General features: G+C 53.1%; 24 protein-coding genes and 1 tRNA gene. 15 read left to right on the top strand and 10 right to left on the bottom strand.

Annotated elements, in window-relative coordinates:
• Nucleotides 1-9: 9 nt before the first annotated feature.
• Entirely contained in the window at nucleotides 10-972 is a 963-nt protein-coding gene (locus tag QWU00_RS07650; protein WP_035379110.1) for an HNH endonuclease, read from the bottom strand.
• Nucleotides 973-1,095: 123 nt separating this feature from the next.
• On the opposite strand from QWU00_RS07650, the gene QWU00_RS07645 reads away from it, so the two are divergent.
• The 4 genes from QWU00_RS07645 to QWU00_RS07630 all read left to right on the top strand — a co-directional run bounded on the left by QWU00_RS07645 (nucleotide 1,096) and on the right by QWU00_RS07630 (nucleotide 2,448).
• Nucleotides 1,096-1,308 carry a site-specific integrase gene (locus tag QWU00_RS07645; protein ID WP_392388309.1) on the top strand — a complete coding sequence of 71 codons (213 nt, stop codon included), beginning with the start codon at nucleotides 1,096-1,098 and terminating at the stop codon, nucleotides 1,306-1,308.
• Nucleotides 1,309-1,441: 133 nt separating this feature from the next.
• Nucleotides 1,442-1,645, top strand: coding sequence for a hypothetical protein (locus QWU00_RS07640; protein WP_231551638.1), 204 nt, complete (start codon nucleotides 1,442-1,444; stop codon nucleotides 1,643-1,645).
• Between the two features lie 39 nt (nucleotides 1,646-1,684).
• Entirely contained in the window at nucleotides 1,685-2,128 is a 444-nt protein-coding gene (locus QWU00_RS07635) for a DUF433 domain-containing protein (RefSeq protein WP_231551639.1), read from the top strand.
• Nucleotides 2,125-2,448 (top strand): DUF5615 family PIN-like protein, encoded by a 324-nt coding sequence (locus QWU00_RS07630; RefSeq protein WP_035378772.1) that lies wholly within the window; start codon nucleotides 2,125-2,127, stop codon nucleotides 2,446-2,448. Before QWU00_RS07635 ends, QWU00_RS07630 begins: the two co-directional genes overlap by 4 nt.
• A 16-nt stretch (nucleotides 2,449-2,464) precedes the next feature.
• Here the strand turns inward: QWU00_RS07630 and QWU00_RS07625 are convergent, their stop codons facing one another.
• Nucleotides 2,465-3,433, bottom strand: coding sequence for a DUF4062 domain-containing protein (locus tag QWU00_RS07625; protein WP_052051228.1), 969 nt, complete (start codon nucleotides 3,431-3,433; stop codon nucleotides 2,465-2,467).
• Nucleotides 3,434-3,447: 14 nt separating this feature from the next.
• Nucleotides 3,448-3,675, bottom strand: coding sequence for a helix-turn-helix domain-containing protein (locus tag QWU00_RS07620; protein ID WP_197056309.1), 228 nt, complete (start codon nucleotides 3,673-3,675; stop codon nucleotides 3,448-3,450).
• A gap of 177 nt (nucleotides 3,676-3,852) precedes the next feature.
• Between QWU00_RS07620 and QWU00_RS07615 the strand changes: the two genes are divergently transcribed.
• From QWU00_RS07615 to QWU00_RS07570, 10 genes are all read left to right on the top strand, one after another.
• A complete protein-coding gene (locus QWU00_RS07615) occupies nucleotides 3,853-4,098 on the top strand; it encodes an uL30 family ribosomal protein (RefSeq protein ID WP_035378760.1) in 246 nt (81 codons plus the stop codon).
• The gene (locus QWU00_RS07610) at nucleotides 4,095-4,544 is read left to right on the top strand and encodes a hypothetical protein (RefSeq protein WP_052051230.1); all 450 of its coding nucleotides are present in this window, start codon (nucleotides 4,095-4,097) and stop codon (nucleotides 4,542-4,544) included. The genes QWU00_RS07615 and QWU00_RS07610 overlap by 4 nt, the downstream gene beginning before the upstream one ends.
• Nucleotides 4,541-4,972, top strand: coding sequence for a hypothetical protein (locus QWU00_RS07605; protein WP_231551623.1), 432 nt, complete (start codon nucleotides 4,541-4,543; stop codon nucleotides 4,970-4,972). Before QWU00_RS07610 ends, QWU00_RS07605 begins: the two co-directional genes overlap by 4 nt.
• Nucleotides 4,969-6,285 carry a hypothetical protein gene (locus tag QWU00_RS07600; protein WP_035378762.1) on the top strand — a complete coding sequence of 439 codons (1,317 nt, stop codon included), beginning with the start codon at nucleotides 4,969-4,971 and terminating at the stop codon, nucleotides 6,283-6,285. The genes QWU00_RS07605 and QWU00_RS07600 overlap by 4 nt, the downstream gene beginning before the upstream one ends.
• 131 nt (nucleotides 6,286-6,416) lie before the next feature.
• On the top strand, nucleotides 6,417-6,722 hold the full coding sequence (locus QWU00_RS07595; RefSeq protein WP_035378764.1) for a hypothetical protein: 306 nt from the start codon (nucleotides 6,417-6,419) through the stop codon (nucleotides 6,720-6,722).
• Complete coding sequence (locus tag QWU00_RS07590) at nucleotides 6,719-7,471, top strand: phage antirepressor (protein WP_035378766.1); 753 nt, start codon at nucleotides 6,719-6,721, stop codon at nucleotides 7,469-7,471. The genes QWU00_RS07595 and QWU00_RS07590 overlap by 4 nt, the downstream gene beginning before the upstream one ends.
• A complete protein-coding gene (locus QWU00_RS07585) occupies nucleotides 7,468-8,076 on the top strand; it encodes a hypothetical protein (RefSeq protein WP_052051231.1) in 609 nt (202 codons plus the stop codon). The genes QWU00_RS07590 and QWU00_RS07585 overlap by 4 nt, the downstream gene beginning before the upstream one ends.
• The gene (locus QWU00_RS07580; RefSeq protein ID WP_035378768.1) at nucleotides 8,063-9,130 is read left to right on the top strand and encodes a DUF7146 domain-containing protein; all 1,068 of its coding nucleotides are present in this window, start codon (nucleotides 8,063-8,065) and stop codon (nucleotides 9,128-9,130) included. Before QWU00_RS07585 ends, QWU00_RS07580 begins: the two co-directional genes overlap by 14 nt.
• Nucleotides 9,099-11,018 carry a DUF927 domain-containing protein gene (locus QWU00_RS07575; RefSeq protein WP_035378770.1) on the top strand — a complete coding sequence of 640 codons (1,920 nt, stop codon included), beginning with the start codon at nucleotides 9,099-9,101 and terminating at the stop codon, nucleotides 11,016-11,018. Before QWU00_RS07580 ends, QWU00_RS07575 begins: the two co-directional genes overlap by 32 nt.
• Nucleotides 11,019-11,245: 227 nt before the next feature.
• Nucleotides 11,246-11,815 carry a recombinase family protein gene (locus tag QWU00_RS07570; RefSeq protein WP_039905113.1) on the top strand — a complete coding sequence of 190 codons (570 nt, stop codon included), beginning with the start codon at nucleotides 11,246-11,248 and terminating at the stop codon, nucleotides 11,813-11,815.
• A gap of 883 nt (nucleotides 11,816-12,698) precedes the next feature.
• Here the strand turns inward: QWU00_RS07570 and QWU00_RS07565 are convergent.
• The 6 genes from QWU00_RS07565 to mnmE form a co-directional block, all read right to left on the bottom strand.
• Nucleotides 12,699-12,774: transfer RNA gene (locus QWU00_RS07565), tRNA-Lys, on the bottom strand.
• Nucleotides 12,775-12,840: 66 nt separating this feature from the next.
• Nucleotides 12,841-13,752, bottom strand: coding sequence for a ParB/RepB/Spo0J family partition protein (locus tag QWU00_RS07560; RefSeq protein WP_035378967.1), 912 nt, complete (start codon nucleotides 13,750-13,752; stop codon nucleotides 12,841-12,843).
• Nucleotides 13,753-13,754: 2 nt separating this feature from the next.
• Nucleotides 13,755-14,546, bottom strand: coding sequence for a ParA family protein (locus tag QWU00_RS07555; RefSeq protein ID WP_035378965.1), 792 nt, complete (start codon nucleotides 14,544-14,546; stop codon nucleotides 13,755-13,757).
• The gene (gene rsmG / locus QWU00_RS07550) at nucleotides 14,539-15,135 is read right to left on the bottom strand and encodes a 16S rRNA (guanine(527)-N(7))-methyltransferase RsmG (RefSeq protein WP_035378963.1); all 597 of its coding nucleotides are present in this window, start codon (nucleotides 15,133-15,135) and stop codon (nucleotides 14,539-14,541) included. The genes QWU00_RS07555 and rsmG overlap by 8 nt, the downstream gene beginning before the upstream one ends.
• Complete coding sequence (gene mnmG / locus QWU00_RS07545; RefSeq protein ID WP_035378960.1) at nucleotides 15,135-17,000, bottom strand: tRNA uridine-5-carboxymethylaminomethyl(34) synthesis enzyme MnmG; 1,866 nt, start codon at nucleotides 16,998-17,000, stop codon at nucleotides 15,135-15,137. The genes rsmG and mnmG overlap by 1 nt, the downstream gene beginning before the upstream one ends.
• Before the next feature lie 22 nt (nucleotides 17,001-17,022).
• Nucleotides 17,023-18,372: a tRNA uridine-5-carboxymethylaminomethyl(34) synthesis GTPase MnmE gene (gene mnmE, locus QWU00_RS07540; protein ID WP_052051244.1), complete on the bottom strand. Its 1,350-nt coding sequence runs from the start codon at nucleotides 18,370-18,372 to the stop codon at nucleotides 17,023-17,025.
• A 474-nt stretch (nucleotides 18,373-18,846) separates the two neighbouring features.
• Between mnmE and QWU00_RS07535 the strand changes: the two genes are divergently transcribed.
• Nucleotides 18,847-19,296, top strand: coding sequence for a methylated-DNA--[protein]-cysteine S-methyltransferase (locus QWU00_RS07535; RefSeq protein WP_035379007.1), 450 nt, complete (start codon nucleotides 18,847-18,849; stop codon nucleotides 19,294-19,296).
• Nucleotides 19,297-19,382: 86 nt separating this feature from the next.
• Here QWU00_RS07535 and QWU00_RS07530 read toward each other — a convergent pair whose 3' ends face one another.
• Nucleotides 19,383-21,464 carry a M1 family metallopeptidase gene (locus QWU00_RS07530; protein ID WP_392388270.1) on the bottom strand — a complete coding sequence of 694 codons (2,082 nt, stop codon included), beginning with the start codon at nucleotides 21,462-21,464 and terminating at the stop codon, nucleotides 19,383-19,385.
• Nucleotides 21,465-21,624: the final 160 nt, after the last annotated feature.

The raw sequence follows: 21,624 nt of genomic DNA, 5'->3' as shown, positions 1-21,624 counted from the left end.
TTGTTCTGTTTAATCAGGCAATAACACATTAGCGCGATGGTAGGCTAGATATGCCTTCTGCTGCTCTGTAAACGGCCGTCCATCTACCTGTTGCCCTTCCTGGCACCCTAATAGTGCAAGTTGCGTGCGGTCTATTTGGGCTGCCACTAACACGGTTCCTTCATCGCTGAAGGAGATATAGCCCCGGTCAAATAGGTGGTCGATATTGGGGCACAGCAGGAAGCCATTGTGGCCGTCTATCCGTTCCGTGCCCGTCTCGCATACGCGCCAAGGCTTGATATGGCTGGCGGTTAGGTGTCGTGGGTCTGTGATCCCGCTTATCCGGCAACCTGTTTCTATTGCTTCTACGTTGGTCCTGAATTTCCCTTGCCCGCGTCGCGCCTGGACCTGGGCTTGGCGTTCCGTCTGGCTAAGCGCCACATCTTCCTGAATGGTCTGGCTGATGGCATCGTCTAAAATGCGTAGGGCCCCATCATCATCACCAGATCCCCGCGCCAATTTCAGGAAATCCTGCCCCCACGTGCCAGGTTGGCTGCCGAACACATACCGGCCAAGCCCCTCCGAGACACCAGCAAGATAAGCGCCTTGATTTCCGCGGCCAGTTTCGGCCGAAAAGGGGGAGTACTTTTCTGGAAGAAGTGGCGTTAACGCGGCCAGATTATCTTTGGGTACGAAAGGGGTAGGCAGAGTGTGCCAATCAACCGGCACCATCCATCCATTATCATCCCATTGCTGGCCTGTAGTGCCAAACTCGACCGGCCGCGGGCTGCTTGCTGCAGGGCGGGTGATAACGCCTACCTGGCGAATTTGGCCGGAGGCGTAGGAGAACACGATATCGCCCGGCAGCACCCTCCGCATGGTTTCATAAAAATGGTTCTTGCGACCGTTTGAAAGCGTTTTGGGAGACCAGATATACCCGTTTCCGACCTCCTGTTTATATGTCTGCTTATGGTTTACCCACCAGAACTGCATGAGGTGCTATTTCCCCTATGTTCACATAATCGTATCAGGCCGAGGCCTTACGCCATTATGGTCATAGCATCTGGCAGGGAAATTATACTCCTTCACGATCCAGGGCGCACGGGTACTACCGTCATGGCGCGGCTGGGCGTTGGGCACCATATAGCGGATAAGGTGCTGAACCATGTAGAGGGTGCCATCAAAGGCGTGGCCGCCATCTATCAGCGCCATGATTACCTAGCGGAACGCGCGGCGGCGTTGGATGGTTGGGCGGCTTACGTGCTCAAGGTGGCGGAAAAAGCAGGAATCGAACCTCCTGTCAGTAACGTGGTGCCATTGCGACGGTAAATTGCGTGCAATCTGGATTCGTTTTTCTTGCCAGGGCCAATCGGTCCATGATCTATACAAACCCATACCCACTGTTGGTTAGGCGGTTAGATAGGGCTTTTTGAGCTCCCCTGCGGCCTCCGCAAAGGATACCATGCCAGACGGAAGCAACATTTTAGGCCGAGGCGTTTATACCGTCCCTGAAGCAGCGCGGCTGCTGAAGGTACCTTCTGCACGTCTGCGTTCCTGGGTGTATGGGAACGGGTCTGAGCCGGTGCTCATACCGGAGCTTGCGGCCGAGGATGGGCAGGACGCGCTCAGCTTCATTAACCTGATTGAAGTCCTGTTCCTGTTATAGCTTCGGGGCCAAGGCGTGAGTCTGCAATCCATCCGGAGCATGCAAGATACGGCTCGCCGTGTTCTCAATACGGATCATCCTTTTGCGGTGCGGCGTTTCCATACGGACGGCAAGGCAATCTGGATGGAAACGGCGGAGGCAACCGGAGACCGACGGCTTGTGGATCTGACAGACGGTAACGGAGCGATGCTTCAGGTTCTTGAGCGGAGCTTCCGTAAATCTGTCACCTTTGATGGGGCGGAGGGCATTGCGAATCTGTGGCGGCCGAGTGCTGACCAGCCGCGTGTTGTTCTGGATCCTCAGCGCCGGTTTGGTCGGCCGATTGATGATGAGACCGGCGTGCCTACCGAGATCCTGGCGGATGCCCTCCGAGCTGAGGGCGGCAACGTGGAGCGTGTGGCTGCGCTGTGGGAAGTGCCGGCGGAAGCTGTGGAACAGGCAGCGGAGTTTGAGCTCCGGATGCACAAGCGACTGGCGGCTTGAAGTTTATCCTGGATGAAAACCACCCGCCTGTTCTGGCGCGGGTAGTGGAGCCACTTGCTGCCATGGATGGGCATGAGGCGGTTTCAGTGCGGCACCTTGGTCTGGCTGGCACAAAGGACGTGGATCTGCTCCATACTCTTGCCAATCCTATCAGCAAGGTAGTCCTGATAACTGCTGACAAGGCTATGTCCAGGCGACGTCATGAAGTGGCTGCCATACGGGATACAGGGGCGGTGGTGGTTATCGGCATGAAGGCATGGAACCAGCAGCCGGATATTCTAGAGCGGGCCCGTATGTTGGTCTGGTGGTGGCGGGCGTAATAGCCTCTCATATCAATTAAATTATATTCGGAAGTGATAAAATTCTCCTGCATTCATTTAGGTCGTTTATAAAATAATCGAACAGTGTTTTAAATTTCTCTTTATCCATATTGGTAAAAACTTCTTCCATGAAAATTCTAAATTCTTGTTTTGATTGTATGTTTTTAATGTCATCAATTACCTCATCTAAAATTTCATTATGATTTTTTTCATTTTCGTCATCTGTAGAGAACTTATCGACTAAAACCTTGAATAATGAATTTTTCATAAGAGAATTAATTATATTTTCTTTCTTAATTTTTTCATTTTCTTTTTGGATTATACTGTCTCCTTGTTCCATTTTTGATACTATTACTTCTAAGTAATTTTTTAAAGAGTCTGTTATAGTTCTTAAATTTTCAACCTCGTATTGCAGTTCAATCATTTCTGAGTTTTTAACTTTTTTCTGTAGTAGATCTCGAAAGATTCCGCTCCATTGATCGCGTAACCATGCATAAACTTCTTGTGGACCACTAAAGGGAAACACAGGATTATTTTTCTTGAGTTGAAATATTTCATCAATAAATTTAAAAACATTTATAGAATCAACATGAGCATAATTAATTTTTAACTCTTTATTCTTTCTGTAAGTTTGAAATTCTGAATAAACTCCATTTTCTATCAGTATAAAGCAAGGGATTCCTTTTGAATTTGCTGTTTCAAATTCTTTTTTTGTTATGCTTTTGTATGATTCGTAAATCTGGTTTTCTTTGGTGTCGCTTGTTTTTGAGCCATACCTTCCTCCAATAATGAGAACGAAGATGTCACAACTCAGTGCTTCATCGTAACATGATTCATCGAGCGGTATGAAAGGAGAATAAGGAATATCACCTTTTTCAGATAATACTGTTTCGAATCCTAAAGAATTAATAAATACATCTAGGGAGGATCGTAAAAATTTAAGATCGTAGTAAGTAGAACTCACAAAAACTCGTGGCTTTGCCATTTTTAAAGTCCTCTCTAAAATTCTTTTTTGGAATTCTGGGGAATAGTGAGCAGCCTTACCCCAGCTCCTCCGCCGTTTTCTGGGATGAACTGGACGCCTGCGGTTTCTAGGGCGGAGCGGATGGCTTCCACTGTACGCGGGTATAAAGTTTCTCCGCGCTCAAGGCGGGTAATGGTATTTGTGGATACTTCTGCCAGAGCAGCAAGTTCTCTCACACCTAGGCCTAGTCCAGCACGGGCCATTTTGCATTGTTCTGGCGTCATATAACTTCGCTACACTGTATCGACTTTTTGCTTGACGTTTCCGCCATTCATGGTGACAGTGTAGCGACCTTGGGGCATAAAGCCAAGGCGGCAAAACATAGAGCTACCACCCTCTATGTCCTGCCTAACCACAACCGCTCGCACTAGGAGACGGTAATGGCTGACCGCGCCTATACCATGCCCGGCACATGCTGGGCAGTGCTCACTCTTGTTCGCCTTCATGGCGATGCTCTGGCCGCCTTTGCTACGGCTGGCCTTTCTCTGCTGGCTCTGGCTGGCTTCCTGCACCCAGAACACCTACACAGCCCATCCGGAGGGATGGCAGGCCATATACGCCACCATAACAGCCCTCATGCAGTGCTGGTGGCTTCTGTGACCCATGGTGCGGAGGTTGCGCGATGAGCCACGCCCTATCACACAGCCCCGGCCTGTCACGCCGTGGTGCTCTCGCCTCCGTGCTGGCCGCTACAGCCGCCGCTCTGCCCGTCATGGCCTCTGCTGCTACCCCCTCCAGTGAGGATGCTACCCTGCTGGCGCTCTGTGCGGAGTTCTGGCAGTTGCAAAACCATATCAAAACTCTTGATGAGGCTCCGGCATATACCTTTGGCTCACCACACCAGAAGCGACATGAAGCCGCATTGGAAGAAGCATGCCGCCGTGAATGGGAGGCTATGGAGCAGCTAGTCGATACACCGGCTGCGTCACAACGTAGCCAGCAGGCAAAGGCTTCTATCCTGCTCGCTATTCTGCCTTCCGCCTTTGATGCTTTCGATCTGACATTTGAGAGTAACGAAATTCAGTTGGTCATGAGCCTCCTGCAAGATGTAGCTGGCGAGGCTAAGCTATGAACAAGCCCGCCGTTTCCCGCCGTGGCATATTGAGCGTATCTTTAGCCGCTACGGCTGCTGCCGTGCCTGTTGTCGCTTCGTCCAGCCCAGTCGGAGGGCAGGATACCGCCTTGCTGGATGTGCTGCGCCGCTATTGGCAGGCTGAACGCGCCATTCTGGCGATGGAGGCCAGGACGGAGCCACCCGTAACGGCCCCGGAGTATCCGGCATGGGAAGCGCAGTTTGACGCCCGGATAGCAGACCGTGATCGGGCCATCGTCCAGTTGTCCGGTATTCGCGCCGTAACTACGGAGGGCTGGCAAGCCAAGGCCACAATTCTTGAGCGTTGCCTGCCTCCTCGGCTGCACTTTTCTGATGCCGGACTGGATGACCCGGAAATCCGATTAGCACTCAGTCTGGCGCGTGATGTGGCCGGAGGTGCGGCATGATTACCATGCAACCGCCCTCCGCAGGTTCTCTATTGCCTATTCCTGTTTTGTTCTCAATTATGGGACCAAGCGCGGCTAGGTATGGCCACCGAACGCCTGAACCCCATGACAGGCCCGCCGCGCTCCCTTCCAAGGTTCATGGGGCTAACCGATATGGGGCGGTGGCTTTAGTGTCTTTTCTTCTCTCGCCATTTGTGGCTGACAGACTGAAATATGGTATCCAGCTTTCTGCTGCTATCGACGTTTTCGGACGATTTAACCGAACGTTATCCGGGTACGACGATACTTTTTCCGAAAAATTCCATTTGTGTTATGAAAAGCATGTGCCCAGTGACTGGATAGATAATCCAGAAAAATGGTGGCCTAAAATCTACAAGGCCATGAATACGCGATTTTCTAATATCTCGGACGAAAACGAAAAACTTTGTTATATTTTTAGAGAGTTTTGTGGACCGTGGCACTGGATGCGGAAGGAAATTCTAGACCTTCTTTCTTTAGGAGAACTTGAAGCTTGTGGGCGCAAAAAGACTGCGGATGGCCCCTTTTCTATAATCGAGCTCTCGTTATTCGGACCCGGCTCGGAAATTAAATTTCGTGAACGCCGCCTTACGATTGGTAAACTCCCTTTTTATGACGTCCGCATAGCAAGCCATTCTGGGCTACCCATACATTGTGCCATGCTCGCCTATGGGCAACAGCAGCAGGTAAGAAACTACCTCGGGTTATCGCGTATTTTTATGCGTGGGAAAGAAAAGGAAAAATACCAATTACGTTTTGATGAAGCCCTCCTCACCTTACAGCAGGATATCTTCGCCCTTCTTCATGAAGGTCATCTTCGGGCAATCACTGCACAAGGCCAGCATCCGATAGAAGCCGGAGCGTGGAAAAGCCCGCAAGTAAATATGGAGGCATCAGCCATCCGTGATGCGGATGGTACATGGCAGGAGTTTCGTGTGTTGTCTCCGCTGGCCGTTCGTAAGCACCCAGACCTTCTGGAATGGCGGCCCGTATCCGCACCATCACAAAAACCGGCTTTACCTGCCCCTGCCCTTGAACCATCTGGCAAGCCCGTTTTTCAGGCGTCGGATGACAGCCTTATTCAGTTCGCTGTGGATGAAGACAAAAGGCGCGCGGAAAACGGGGAAGATTTGCTTGATATGAGGGAACGCCTGCTTTTCCTACAGAAATACCGACCCAAGCTGTCTGAAAACCATTTGAGAACCAAACTCATGCCCCAAATAAGAGAGAGGGCGAAGCGGGAAAATGTCCATTTACGTGGGCAAGGCCATATAAAACAAAGGTTTATCAAATAATAGGGGGCCAACTTCATTCCTCCTATTTGCCCACTATTCCCCTCCTATTTGGGTCTTTGCTTCCATGCCCTCACGGCACTGAACCTGCACAAATATGCAGTCTGGTGCTTGTGAAACAGGGAGAATTTTACATGCCTTCTATGGCACCAACTCAGAATAACACGTCAGGTCTGATGGGCGGCATTGCTCATTTTCCGGCACCTGAACACAAGGAAACTATAGCACCTCTGGTTCTGTCAGAAGCCAAGGCCGCCGCACTGGTAAATCTTGCCCCGCGCACCTTGCAGGCAAAGCGGCTAGATGGCACGGGCCCAGCCTTTGTGCAGCTTACCCGGAGGCGCATTGGTTACAGCTTGGAAGCCCTCCGAGCATGGGTTGCAGCGCAGTCAGTCAAGAGCACGGCAGAAGCCTCTGTGAAAATGGAAGGTGCAGCATGAATACCGCTGTAATGCCTTTGGCCTTTGATTTTGAAGGCCATGCAGTCCGCACCATTAATCATGACGGGGCTACATGGTGGGTCATGACGGATGTGTGCAAGGTGCTCGGGATTGCCAATGCCCCGCAGGCTGCTACCCGACTTGATGAAGATGAAAAGGCCACTATCATTATTAATGATAGTGGAACTCTCAACGCAGAACGCACTATCATCAATGAATCCGGCCTGTATTCCCTGATCCTAACCAGCCGTAAGGCTGCTGCCAAACGGTTCAAGAAATGGATTACGGCGGAGGTGTTGCCAACTCTCCGGCGCACAGGCACATACAGCGTTGGTGCATCACCAGATTTTGGCCGTGTGTTAAGCGTAGCAGAGGCCGCTATCCATGCCAGCCAGAACGCGGTGAAGGTTCTCACCCCTAAAGCGCAAGCCTATCATCAGTTGTCCTGCATGGACGGCCTGCACACTCTGACAGATGCGGCAAAGTTGTGCGAGATGCCCCGTAATCGTTTTCTCAGCACGCTGGAAGCCGTTGGCTGGATATACCGCCCCGGTGGTTCTGGCCGCTGGCAAGGCAAAGCGGACAAGATAAAAGCTGGTTTCCTAACGCATAAGTATCATGAAACCAGAGACAGTGATGGACACCTGAAAGAACGCTCTCAGGTTGTTGTGACTGACCGCGGTATAGCCAAACTGAGGGTTGTGCTGACACGTTTTGAAAGCGCCATGCTTGAAGGGGGTGCAGCATGAATACGCATATGCCCTACATTACTGGCCTTTCCATGCTGTCTCCTGCTCAAATGAGAGCCGCCTCAGCCCGTTACGAGATGGCACCCTGTCAGTGGCTTTGGAACGACTACACGCACAAGGGCCCTAACCTGCTCAATCGTTTCATAACCCTCTGCTGCGGCATGGACGAATACTTGAAAGAAAGCCTCTTTCGCCCGGAAATGAATGAAGTCTTACGCCATTATGGACGGACGGACTTTGATCACGTCCCTTCTCAAGAAGCCATTGTTGGACTGGCTGTTATGTGGGGGAGCATTACAAACATCCTAGAAGCGGAAAGCTCTTTTTGTGCCTTGATGGATGATGAGAACAGGCCGCTTGATGCTGCTCTAAAGTTTCTGTCTATGCGGGCAACGCTGGAATTGTTGCGGCGGGCGATACACAAAGAACCGCGCGCCTTGGGGTTATGGTATTGGTTGGGTCGTATTGGCTGGGATGATTTACTTGCCCTTGCGGATCAGCGGGATCATGCAGCCCGTGAACTGATAGCAGGCCGTGCCTTTTGTGGGGCGGAGGGCGGCATTGCCGTGCTTCCATCAAATTGGTCCAGTCATGCGGCGGCATAGTGCCTCCGAACTGGCCCGGCTTCTGGCGGAGCACATCACGCGCCTTGCACCTGAACTGCTGCCACATGGCCAAAAGGACGGTGTAGAATGGCGTGTGGGTAGTCTGGCCGGGGAGCCGGGCCAGTCCCTTGCTGTGCGTCTATCTGGCGCACGGCGGGGCGTGTGGGCGGATTTCAGTTCCGGGGAGCGTGGCGATGCGCTGGACCTTGTGGCTGCCGTCCTGTTTGGTGGAAGCCGTAAGGACGCCATGCAATGGTCAGAAAACTGGCTTTGCCTAAGCAACACAGGCACCTCCGCCCCCTTGCAGCGACGCCCTATTCAAGAAAAACTGAATACTTCTCAGGAATTGGACAAAGAAGCCCAGCAACGGAGAGCCAAGGCCCGGCGTTTGTGGCATGACACGCCCGCAGGGATAGCAGGCACGCCAGTTGAGTCATATCTACAAGGGCGGGGCATAGACTTGCGAGCATTGGGTCGTGCTCCGGGTGCATTGCGCTTTGCGCCTGCGGTCTGGTGTCAGGAAGTCCGCCGTTCCCTACCTGCTATGCTGGCCGCTATCTGTTCGCCTAGTGGCAAGTTGGTGGCCGTGCATCGTACATGGCTGGCGCAATCTCCCTCCGGTATATGGTGTAAAGCTGACCTCAAAAATCCAAAGAAGGTGCTTGGTGGTTTTGCTGGCGGGTGCATCCGCCTTTGGCGTGGTGCCTCTGCGCTTGCCCTTGGTATAGCGCCGGAAGGTGACGTGGCGATTGTTGCGGAGGGCATAGAAACCGCCCTCTCCTGCGCTATTGCCTGCCCGGAATACCGTGTGCTGGCTGCTGTTAGCCTCAGCAACATGGCCGCCATGAAACTGCCTGACACCATCACAGAAATTATTGTCGCAGCAGATAATGATACCGGCAATGCTTCCGCACGGAAGGCGCTGGATGCTGCTCTCTCACAATTCGCACAGCAGGGCCGCACAGTTCGGCTCGCCATGCCAGAGATACAGGGGCAGGACTGGAATAACGTCCTGACAGAACATGACGGACTCAAAGGGCCAGAACGGTCGTAATACTGTGCGGGCCGGTCTGACCTCCGCCAAGGTGGTACCGATGCCTGGCACACAAAGTAAAAAGAAAAGCGTAAGCCAGCGCATAGAGTCTCCGTGCGGGCGGTTTTTCTGTGACGCACACGGGCTGTTCCGTAAGGCAGCAGACAGCAATAAGACAGATATGAAGCTCTCTGGCCCTATCTGGATAGTCGCAGAAACGCGCGGAGCAGATGGGAAAGGCTGGGGCATATTACTGGCTTGGACTGACCGAGACGGACAGCAACATGAACAGGCGTTTCCACGTGCGATGTTTGCCGGCGACTGTGCCGAACTGCGGAGCCAGTTGGCGGATGGTGGCCTTACTCTTCAATCTGGTCCAGCAGCCAAAGCGGCCTTTGCTGACTGGCTCTCTTCAATTTCCAGCACTGACAGGGCGCTTTCAGTCAACCGCATAGGCTGGCACACCCTCAGCGGAGGGATGGTGTATGTGCTGCCAGATACTACCTACGGCAACCTAAAAGAGCGGGTAGTGCTGCAAACAACCGAGCAAGAGCCAAACCTTTTTGGCGTCTCCGGCACGGTAGAAGACTGGAAGCAACATATAGGCCAGTTCTGCAAAGGTAACTCCCGCCTTGTCATGGCCGTTTGCACAGGCTTTGCAGCCCCTCTCTTGGGTGTCTTGGGCCTAGAAGGAGGCGGCGTTTCGTTTGTTGGTCCATCCCGCGCTGGTAAATCTACAGCCCTCCTGTTGGCATGTAGCGTATGCGGAGGCACACCGGAGTCCGGAGCCAAGGGTTATGCCCGGTCTTGGCGCTCAACCTCTAACGGCATGGAAAGCGTTGCTCTGAGTTCGTGTGACGCCCTTCTCCCAATGGATGAAGTAGGACAGCTAGACCCCAAAGAAATTGGTGACGTGGCCTACATGCTGGCAAACGGACAAGGCAAGGTAAGAGCCAGCCGAACAGGTGGCGCTCGTGCTACGGCTCGTTGGCGCTCTTTGTTTCTTAGTACGGGAGAAAACACTCTCGACGATATGAACAAATTGGCGGGGCGTCCCACCAAAGCAGGTCAGGAAGTGCGTTTCTGTGATGTGCCTGCCGATGCTGGGCACAACATGGGCATGTTTGAAAACATACACCATTGCGATAGCCCCGGAGAGTTTTCGGATTATCTGGGTAATGCCTGCGGGCAGTATTACGGCGCACCCCTCCGAGCCTTCTTGGACACCCTCACCCAGCGTATGGAGGCGGAAGGCATCAGAATATTCCGTGAGAGCCTGCTGGCACGAATGGAAGCAATCTCCACAGGCTACCTCTCGCACTGGCCTAATGCATCCGGACAAGTGCGCTCTGTCTCTCGGCGTTTTGCCATGATTGCTCTTGCTGGCGAACTGGCTACCGAGTTCGGCTTAACCGGCTGGGACCATGATACGCCTGACGTTCTGGTCGGCATGTGCTTTGGCGATTGGCTTCGTGCTCGTGGCACCTCAGGCCGCAGAGAAGATGAGCAGGCCATACAGCAGTTGCGGGATTTCATCACACAAAACCTTTCCGCCCGCTTGGAACCATGGATAGACAAGGATGCAGATGAAATGCCGGTAGAATGGGGAGAAGGTAAGCCGCCACCAGAACGCTACCGCACGCAGAAGCAGGCAGGTTGGCGGCGTTGGGCAAAAGGGCCAGATGGCCGCTACATATGGTGCCCTATCCTCAACCCTGCGGGGATGCGAGAAGCTCTTACGGGCCTGAACCAGATAGAAGCCAAGAAAATTCTGGTGGAACGTGGTCTGCTTATTCCGGGCAAAGGCGGGAAAAACTCGGATTTAATGGCACCACCGGGATACGCAAAGAATACCCGCGTTTACGTCATTTCTGCACATATCTTTTCTGTAGCTACGGGGGACAAGTGAGATAGGACACACCGGAGGGATATTACTTCTCTCTTCGGGTCCTATTTTCGTCGCTATGCGTTTTGTACATGGCTTGCCGTGTTCCAATAGACCATGCCCTATTGGAACAAATGGTATGGAACACTTTTGCCCCTGTTTTCTGTTCCAATAGGATTGTTTTTCGTATTTTGGGACGATATAGGTCTAGGGTCTAGACCTTTTGGAACAGTTTTGGGGACACCTTTCAGATGAAAATCGGATACGCACGAACCAGCACCACCGATCAGGTGGCAGGACTTGAAGCGCAAGCCCGTGACCTGTCAGCCAATGGGTGTGAACGTATCTTCCGTGAACAGGTGAGCGGTAGCAGCACAGACCGGCCTCAGTTGAGTGCGGCGTTCGATCACATGCGGGCCGGTGATGTGCTGGTAGTGACCAAGCCCGATCGGTTGGCGCGGTCAACGGCTGATCTGCTGCGGCTAGTGGAAGAGGTCAAGGCAAAAGGGTGCGGCCTTATTGTGCTCAGTATGAACGGCATGACGCTGGATACCACCAGCCCCACCAGCAAGATGATGCTGACCATGCTGGCTGCCGTCGCCGAGTTTGAGCGTGACATCATGAAAGAGCGTCAACGTGAGGGCATAGCCAAGGCCAAAGCAGAGGGCCGCTACAAAGGGCGTAAGCCTACAGCCCGTAGTCAGGCAGAGCAGGTGCAGGCTCTGGCTGCTGAGGGTGTGAGTGCCACGGAGATAGCCAAGCGTCTGGGCATGGGCCGCACCTCTGTTTATCGCTGCTTGGCGGATGCTGTGGCTCCCTGAGTCTGGTTTTGTCGTGGGCGGTGGTGTGCGCGGGCAGCGCGCGGGTTTCTTTCCCGCGATTTTTGGCTTTTCAGGGTAAAACGAAATAAAATTACTTTGAGTTATGCAGTCACTTCATGACTGAACAGGCCCCCAACGGCCCATTTTTCATGTCTAAAAACAAAGAAAAAACACCTTTAAAACGTGGAATAGGCTGAAAAAGAGCAGAAAACAGCCGTTTCGTTTTTGTAGCCTATACACCTCATACACCTTTTTGCAGAAGGTGTATCAACACGGGCGTTCATGATTTCTGTATATAAATCATATTGTTAATCGCCTCTATACACCCAATACACCTTATACACCTCGTTTTGGTAAGGGGCAGGGTAAGAGCCTAGAGGCCAATGCCCGCAGGCTCATGCGCTTTGCGCATAGCTTGGAAATGGATACCTAAGGGGGGCGGGTTCAATCTTTAGACCGGCATGGGCACTCCAACCGCGTCAGGCTCACGCGCAGATTTTCTTGGTGATTTTTGAAAACAATCAAGTTTTTCAAATTGGCGGGCCAGATTGAGCGGAGCAACAGGCAAAAAGGCCGAAAAACCACCGAAAACCGGCCAAAACACATGGATAGGGTGGGGGCGGCCTAAAATCTCTAGCGACCATGAGCGCCGGGACCGCGCCAAGGGCAAATTTTCATACCCGCGAAATTGAGGAGAAAAGTTACCGGAGTGGAGTGAGGGCGGAGGGCGAGCAGGCAAAACGGCTGCCTGTTCAGAATAAGCCGGGAAAAACCCCTGCCCTGCCAGCAAAACCGGCGTTTCAAATGACTCCGGATTGACTCCGGAAGACTGGCGGGGTGAAGCACCCCTAAGCCTAAAAACCACCTAAGTCTTTGGAAAGATTGGTGGGCGCACAAGGGCTCGAACCTTGGACCCGCTGATTAAGAGTCAGCTGCTCTACCAACTGAGCTATGCGCCCTTACAGTCTTGTGGACTGAAGTGAGGGCTTTGTATCACCCTCCCCTTCAAAGCACAAGTCTGAATTTCAAGATTTCAGACGAGAGAGAACGTCATCCAGTTGGTCCAGGCTGTTGTAATGAATTTCGAGAGAGCCACCTTTGCGGCCATCAAAATTCACCTTCACGCGCAAACCAAGACGCGTTGCAAGATCCCGTTCCAGCGCTGCAATCTCAGGATCACGTGCCTTTTTGGTCTGCTCTGGCTTCTGGGGTTTGGTCTTGTTTTCAATCGCCGCCTGCACCAAAGCTTCCGTCTGCCTGACAGAAAGACCTTTGGTCAGCACATCATGAGCAGCAGCAATGGGGTCTGGGTGCGCAAGCAGGGCTCTTGCATGTCCGGCGGATAATGCGCCGCTCCCTACCGCTTTCCGCACGGAATCAGGCAGACGTAAAAGGCGCAGGGTATTGGCAACATGCGGGCGGGATTTGCCAATGGCTTTGGCTAGTTCATCCTGCGTCAGGCTGTAATCTTCCATCAGCCTGCTGAACCCTTCAGCTTCTTCTATCGGGTTCAGATCCGCACGCTGGAGGTTTTCCACCAGGGCCGCCGCCATGGCGTCTACTTCATCCAGATCACGCACCAGAACCGGCACGGTATGACACTGCGCCAGTTGCGCCGCACGCCAGCGCCGCTCCCCGGCAATAATCTGATACTGGTCTTTTTTATCCGGGTCAGGCCGCACAAGAATGGGTTGCAGGATACCCCGCGCCCGAATGGAATCCGCCAGTTCCTGCAGTGCCGCAGGTTCCATGTCCTGCCGGGGCTGGAAAGGGCCAGGAACAAGAGCCTCAACAGGCAGCGTGCTTGCTGGCGCGACCGCCTGCTCCCCTTTACCTGATGAGGAAGAAGCCTTCTCTGCCGTTACGGGAGCCGTATCTCCCAGTAGCGCGGCAAGACCACGGCCCAGTTTGGGGCGAGCAGCAGGTTTACGAGCCATGCTTACGATGTTCTCCTCTTGATTTCCTCAGCCAGCGCTCGGTAGGACGCAGCACCACTGGCCTTGGGGTCATACACCATAACTGGCTGACCATGGCTCTGAGCCTCAGAAATACGGATATTGCGGGGTATCAGAGTTTCCAGAACATCATCACCAAAGAAACTGCGGGCATCTGCCGCAACCAGTTCTGAAAGATTGTTCCGCCGATCATACATGGTCAGCGCAATGCCCGTTATCTTCAGCCGCGGGTTCAGTTTCTTGCGAACACGCTCAATGGTCTTCACCAGATGGCCCAGCCCTTCAAGCGCAAAAAATTCGCACTGCAACGGCGCCAATACGCCATCCGCAGCAACCAGCGCATTCAGCGTAAGAAGGCTCAAACTGGGGGGGCAATCAATTATCACATAATCAACGGTTTTGGTCAGAGGAGCCAGAGCCGTGCGTAACCGATCTTCACGCCCCTCTTCATCAACCAGTTCTATTTCCGCCCCGACAAGCTCTGTGTTCGCCGCAATAACGGAAAGACCTTCAATCTCTGTGGGCTGGAGCAGTTCCTCGGCAGGTTTTTCCTGCATCAGCAAGGCATAAGCCCCACCCTGCCGCGCATCATACCCAACACCAAGCCCTGTTGAGGCGTTACCCTGAGGGTCCATATCCAGCAGAACTACGCGAGCACCATCTTCCGCCAGGGCTGAGGCAACATTAATGGCTGTAGTTGTTTTTCCTACGCCGCCCTTCTGGTTTGCTACCGCCAGAATGAAACATTTCTTTGCTTTTTTATCGGTCTTAGACACGTTCAAGATTGCTCACTTCAAGAATCACACCATCATGGCTTGTCACACTGGGGTGGATACACACATCCATGTGCCAGCTTCGTCTCGCCTCGGTCAACTCATCTTCGGCCTGCTGGCCTTTCAAAAACACGGCCTTTCCCCCTTTTGCCAGAAATGGGGCTGTCCACTCCAACAACCGGGGCAAGGCGGCTAACGCACGGGCCGTTACAACGGGCGCCGGCTCAGGTTCAGCCTGTTCAATCCGTTGAGCCAGCACCTTTATGGGTGCTAACGTAACACGCGCAGCCTCACGCAGGAATGCGGCTTTCCGCTGATCTGATTCAATCAGGGTTCCGGGCACGTTAGCCGCAATAGCAGTAATCACACCCGGAAACCCACCGCCTGACCCCAGATCAATAAAGCTGGAAGCCCCTTGCACCAGTGGGGCAATTTGCAGGCTATCACGGACATGACGTTCCCATACAAACGCCATATCCCGGCTGGAAACCAGATTGATGCGCGGGTTCCACTTTCCCAGCAGAGCCACAAAGGCATCCAGCCGCTCCTGCGTTTCACGTGAAACACTCATTCCGGGGACAACAAGGGTCATCAGGCCACCCTCTGCCGCACATGCGCAAGAATGGCCACCAGAGCAGAAGGCGTAATACCTGGAATTTTCTGTGCTGCGCTAAAGTTTTCTGGTCGGGAGCGTTCCAGCCTTTCCTTCATTTCAGCACTTAATCCGCCAATTTCGCTGAAATTGATACTGGCGGGAAACCGGATTTCACTTTCCGCTTCCAGTTGCTTGATCTCCCGCTTCTGCCGCACAAGGTAGCCTTTATAGCGGGCTTCCGTTGTTACAAAATGGCGAGCTCTTTCAGAGGCAGAAAGATACCACGGAGCCAGCGTGGCAATAGCCTCCTCTGTTATGCCATACCCTAGAATTTCCAACAGTGTTCTGCGCCGACCATCAAGGGCCACTTTAACACCGGCCTGAACCAGCGCGTTAGGAGCCCAACTTTCCTGCTCCGCTTTTTCTGAAACCTGCTTTATTTCTTTGCAATCTTTTTCAAAAACAGATTTTCGTTCCGCGCCGACACAGCCCCAGTCAATACCGAGTTGGGTAAGGCGCATATCCGCATTATCCGCCCGCAAGGTAAGGCGATACTCCGCACGGGATGTAAACATGCGATACGGCTCACTAACTCCCTGTGTTGTCAGATCATCCACCATAACGCCAATATAGGCCTTGCCTCTATCCAGGCTGACAGCCTCTTGCCCTCCTGCCCGTCGCGCTGCATTAACGCCTGCCAGCAACCCCTGGGCGCCAGCTTCTTCATACCCTGTCGTCCCGTTGATCTGGCCTGCCAAAAAAAGATTAGGACACTTTTTGAGTTCCAGAGAGGACGTCAGTTCTCGTGGGTCAACATAATCATATTCAACCGCATAACCTGGCTGCGCGATAACAGCGCGCTCCAGCCCCGGAATGGAGTGAATCATCTCTTCCTGCACCTCTGCCGGAAGGCTGGTTGAAATGCCGTTAGGATAGATAAGATGCCCCCCTTCATGCTCAGGGAGTGCTTCTGGCTCAAGAAAAATCTGGTGGCTGGCTTTCTCTGCAAACCGCACCACCTTGTCTTCTATCGAGGGACAGTAACGCGGTCCACGGCCTGAAATAGCGCCTCCGTAAACAGCAGATAGATGAATATACTTCTTTATAATATCATGTGTTTTCTGGTTTGTTGCCGTTATGCCGCAAACCAGTTGTGGGTTGGTAATAGTCTGGGTCAAGCGGCTGAAGGGTTCAGGCTGTGCATCCCCTTTATCTTCCGCCAAAGAAGACCAATCAATACTCTCCTTCATAAGTCGTGCTGGGGTGCCTGTTTTCAAACGCCCCATGGTCAAACCCAGATTTCTCAAGCGCTTGGCTAATGCAACCGCAGGTTGTTCTCCCACGCGCCCGGCTGGTTTTGATTTATGCCCAATGTGAATAATTCCATCCAGGAAAGTTCCTGTGGTCAAAACCACAGCACCTGCCCGATAGGTCGTCCCGTCCTCGCACACGACTCCCTGCACGCTGCCATCTTCCGAACAGAGAAGATCACCGGCAGCCCCCTCGGCACAGTCCAAAAGAGGCGTTTCAGCCAGCAGTTCCTGAACGGCCTGCCTGTAAAGCATCCGGTCAGCCTGCGCGCGCGGCCCCTGCACCGCTGGCCCTTTAGACCGATTAAGGAGTTTGAAGTGAATTCCAGCACGATCGGCAGCCCGGCCCATAATACCGTCCAGTGCGTCAATCTCACGCACCAGATGCCCTTTGCCAATCCCGCCGATAGCCGGATTGCAGGACATAGCCCCCACCGTATTTTTGTGATGCGTCAACAAGAGTGTTCGGGCACCGCAGCGCGCAGCGGCAGCAGCGGCTTCACACCCTGCATGCCCGCCTCCAACAACAATCACATCGTAAAAACGGTCCATTATTCCGCCGCCTTTTGCAAACCTATTTCCCAATACAGAACTGCCCGAACACAGCATCCAGCAGATCTTCCACGCCCACATGGCCTGTCAAACGGCCCAATGCCCGCATTGCCAGACGCAATTCCTCACCCCGCATTTCGGGCCATTCCTGTTCCAATGCCTGCTGCAGGCACGCACATGCTTCCTTTACACCCGCTTCATGCCGTGCGCGGGTCAATAACGGCGCGCCAGAAGCCGCTTGCGCCGTCAACGTTTCCACCTTCTGCTCCAGCACCGCGCGAAGCTCATTTAGCCCCTCACCCGTCTGCAAGCTGACAGGAAGTACAGGCACATCTAACACCTTCGCGGGCACAGGCCCAAGGTCTGTTTTGTTGCCTATCAGCAAAGCGCCAGGAAAGACGTTATCGGGCAACATATCACCCGCGAACATTTGCAGCACACAATCCGCCTGTTTCACGTGAAACAGTGCCCGTTTGACACCCTCGGCTTCAATGGCATCCTCAGTTTCCCGCATGCCTGCCGTATCAACAAACGTCACCCGAACCCCGGCCAGACTGCCATTAACTTCTATGGCATCTCGCGTGGTACCTGCCACAGGAGAAACGATGGCAGCGTCACGATCAGCAAGCCAGTTCAGCAGGCTCGATTTACCTGCATTAGGTGGCCCGGCAATGGCAAACACCACACCACGCCGAATTCGTTCCCCTCGCTTTCCGTCCTGAATGTGCTGCTGCATGGCGGCAATAAGCGCATGAATTTCGTTCAGCAGGCCCTGTTCAACCTCTTCCGGTAGATCTTCATCCGGAAAATCAATCAGGGCTTCCTGATGGGCCAGAATGCGTTTAAGGCGCTCCGCCCACTCTCCATACAATCGGCTGAGAGCGCCATCAGATTGAGCCAGCGCCAACTTCCTTTGGCTTTCTGTCTCTGCATCCACAAGGTCAGCAACCCCCTCTGCTTCCACCAGGTCCATACGGCCATTTGTGAAGGCTCTCCGGGTAAATTCACCCGGTTCCGCCGGGCGTGCACCACCGGCCACCAGCGCCTGCGCAACTGCTTTGATAACGGCCGGTCCAGCATGCAAATGCAGTTCAAAGCCGTCTTCACCGGTATAGCTGTTAGGACCGGGAAACCAGAGCACCAGCGCTTCGTCTAATAGATTATCCCGCAGGCTGGCATCATGCCATAGGCGCCGCAAAACGGCCTTACGCGACGGCGGGAGCGTGCCGCACAAGCGGCCTAGCAACCCCGCACTCTCTGGGCCACTTACACGCATAACCGCAATGGCTGCTCGCCCCAGACCAGTTGAGAGCGCAAAAATAGTCTCTTCATTCTGATAGCCCACGGCGGCCTGCTCCTTTTCTTGTTCCATACTCTCTGAAGCGTCTCTTTCCGGCTCATGATAGAAGGCAATGAGCCGACACCAAACAGAACGTCTCCTTTGTGCTCTAATGAAGAAAAAACGTGTATCTGTTTGTTGGTTGAGGCTTTCTAAAACAGTTTCCTGTTCCCGCGTAGCCCCAAATAGAAAACCACCCCTAAAACATGAGGCTCTCATATCCCAAAGAGAAGCCTCAAAAACCCATGTCCTGCAAAGACGCCCCAAAAACGGAAAAAGAATGGAGAAAACAGAAAAGCCCCTTTAGCAAATGCGCCCGATGCTCTCATATGAGAAAATCCTCCTTATTCAGGAGCTTCTTGGGTCATTCAAAGGGGTAGGTATCTAAGAAAATCTACCGGCATAAAGCCGCTTCAAGAGGATATGTACTTTTAAAGACCACACCGTCATGTGTCTGTATAATGAGTTCATTCTGTTCTGAAGCCCTACCCTATGAAGGTTCCTTTTATGCCTCAGCTTTCTCTGCACTCTCCGCTTGGTCCGCTTACTCTTTCAGAAGAAGACGGAAAAATTATCTCCCTGGACTGGGGCTGGGGTCGGGACCAAACAGAAACGCCTTTACTATGTGAAGCGCGAGACTGGCTGGACAAATGGTTTGATGAACCCAAAACCATGGGAACTTTCCCCTTCCCACTAGATCCTTTTGGTACCCCTTATCAAAAGAAAATATGGGCTGCCTTGTGCGCTATTCCCGTGGGTAAGGTCACTACTTATCAGGCTCTGGCTAAACAGGTGGGCGGTAGCCCGCGCTCCGTTGGTCAGGCTGTAGGGCGTAACCCTATTCCCATCCTGATCCCATGCCATCGTGTTGTCGCCCAACGGGGGCTGGGTGGTTATTCTGGAGATGGGGGACTGGATGACAAACGCTGGCTTCTAAACTTGGAAGAAGCCCTTTAACGCAGTCCCCAAACAAAAAAGGCCGGAGCGCCCGAAAACAGCGCTGCGGCCTTCTTTTACCGAAATACAAGCCTCAGTGCTGCACCTTAGGGTGATGTTATACGCGTAGTCGTATTGGATGCTGTATCTTTGTGAAAAACATCTGTTTTGACAACAAACGCATTATCACCCCGATCGAGATCGGGAATTTTATGGTCAGGGTCTAGCACGGCTGAACGGATTGCCTGCTTGCCGGGAATTTGCAGCGTAACATCGTTCTTCTGGTACCATGTTTCCGTTGGAATCAGCACTCGCGCTGAGCTTCCATCCATCCAGGTAACAGCAAGCACGACGGGCAGAGGTAGCCATCCCTTGTTTTTTACATGCACCAATGCCCCTTGAGAGGGGTTACCATTCACATAAGACACCGACCGCAGTGCATAATCAGGCCCCCAGTTTTTAAAATACCATCCGCGCCAGAACCAGGAGAGGTCTTCTCCTCCTTCACTTTCCATCATCCGGAAAAAATCTGACGGTGTGGGATGTCTGAACGCCCAGAGAGCAATGTAACGCCTGAAAGCGCGGTCAAAACGCTGGGGCCCTAATATTTCTTCTCTCAACAATTGCAGTCCGTAAGCACCCTTAAAATATGTTACCGGATGCCTATATTTTTCTGGCACAAGGTCTGCCGCAGTCATCAGTGCCGGCGCACCTTCATCTTTCAGCACTGGGACGATATCGTCCGCCGGCTGGCCAGTCTGTGGGGCAAATTCCACATCATGTTTGGGGGCAAACTCCCCATGATTAAAATGTTCTGACGCATACATATCAATAAACGTGTTGAATCCTTCATCCATAAAGGCGTGACGACGTTCATTGGAGCCCACAATCATGGGAAACCACCCATGCCCGAGTTCATGGGTGGTCACCCAGAACAGTTGTGCGCCTGCATCCTCTTTTCCATCAAAGACAATGCCGGGATATTCCATGGCCGCACCATGCCCACCCACATTCACAGCATTAGGCCATGGATAAGGGTACCACTTTCCTGAAAAATACTCGATCGCGTGTTTGACGTAGTCTGTGGACCGATCCCACTTCTTCTCTCCAGCGGCTTCTGCCGGATAGACGGACATTGCCAAACGTGGAAGCGAGTTCTTGGTATCAGCCCCTTCCAACGGTGGTAGATCCAGCTTTGCGGCATCCCATAAGAGGGCTGGAGAGGCCACAAACGCCACGTCCCGTGTGTTGCCCATGTGGAAGCGCCATGTTTGCGTCCCCTGCTGCACCTGCTCAACCAGTGCCTTTACATCCGCTTCCGTGCGGATCAACACACGTGTTTCACTTTTGGCGGCATCAGCCAGACGGCTGCGTTCCTGTGCTGTCAGTACATCCTCCGGATTTGTCAGGGCACCGCTGCCAACCACCAGAAACCCCTTGGGCACGGTAACACTGTAATCAATATCACCGTACTCCAGATAGAATTCCTGCCCCAGATAAGGGGCCGTATCCCAACCTCTGACATCATCATAAACAGCCATCCGGGGATAGAACTGGGCAATCTCGTAAACCTCCCCGTCCCGGTCCTGACTGTACGCCGTACGGCCACCCCATTCAGCAGGGATAGGATAATGCCACGAAATTTTAAGGGTGAGTTTCCCCCCATTTGCAGTGAGATCCCGTGCCAGAGGCACCTGCATACGGGTATCAGAGACAAGGGGTGAAACCGGAGTTTCCTGCCCATTATCCTGCACAACCACCGTATCAATCACCACCCCATCTGTATGCTGACGCAGCCACCGTGGCGTGGCAAAGGAGGCCCGTGCCCCCAGAGCATACAAATTCTGGTCAAGTTGCACCCACAGAGAGGACAACGCATCCGGACTGTTATTGGTATAGGTGAGTGTTTCACTGCCAGAGAGCACATGTGTGGCAGGATCAATCTGGACATGAATGTCGTAATCAGCGCGGTTTTTCCAGGCTTGAGGTCCTGGCGTACCGCTGCTGGAATGATAGACGTTTACGGGCTGTGGGTAGGCCAAAGGTGCGAAGATCTCACGAGCATCCGGTTCCGCTGCGTGAGCGGCCCCAATGGGAAGGGCGACAGCCAGAAGGCCGCTTGAAAGGCTGAGCCGCTGGTATCCAATACCGCCACAGGAGGCCAGATAATCCCGTAAAAACCTGAACACCGCCACACTTATCCCCTTTCTGAAAATCAGCTTTTTCTTATCAAGCCCTAACCCTAACCCAGTTTTTTACAGCCCATAAATACAGAAAGGAGAAAAGGGCTGCCCCTTTCCTCCTTCCTTGCTGCTGTAATATCTTGAAACCAGAAACCTGATGAAGAAG

This window comes from Acetobacter tropicalis, assembly GCF_030644465.1.
GTDB lineage: Bacteria > Pseudomonadota > Alphaproteobacteria > Acetobacterales > Acetobacteraceae > Acetobacter > Acetobacter tropicalis.
Note: the sequence above shows the minus strand (reverse complement) of the source record. Positions and strands in the feature narration are given on the sequence as shown.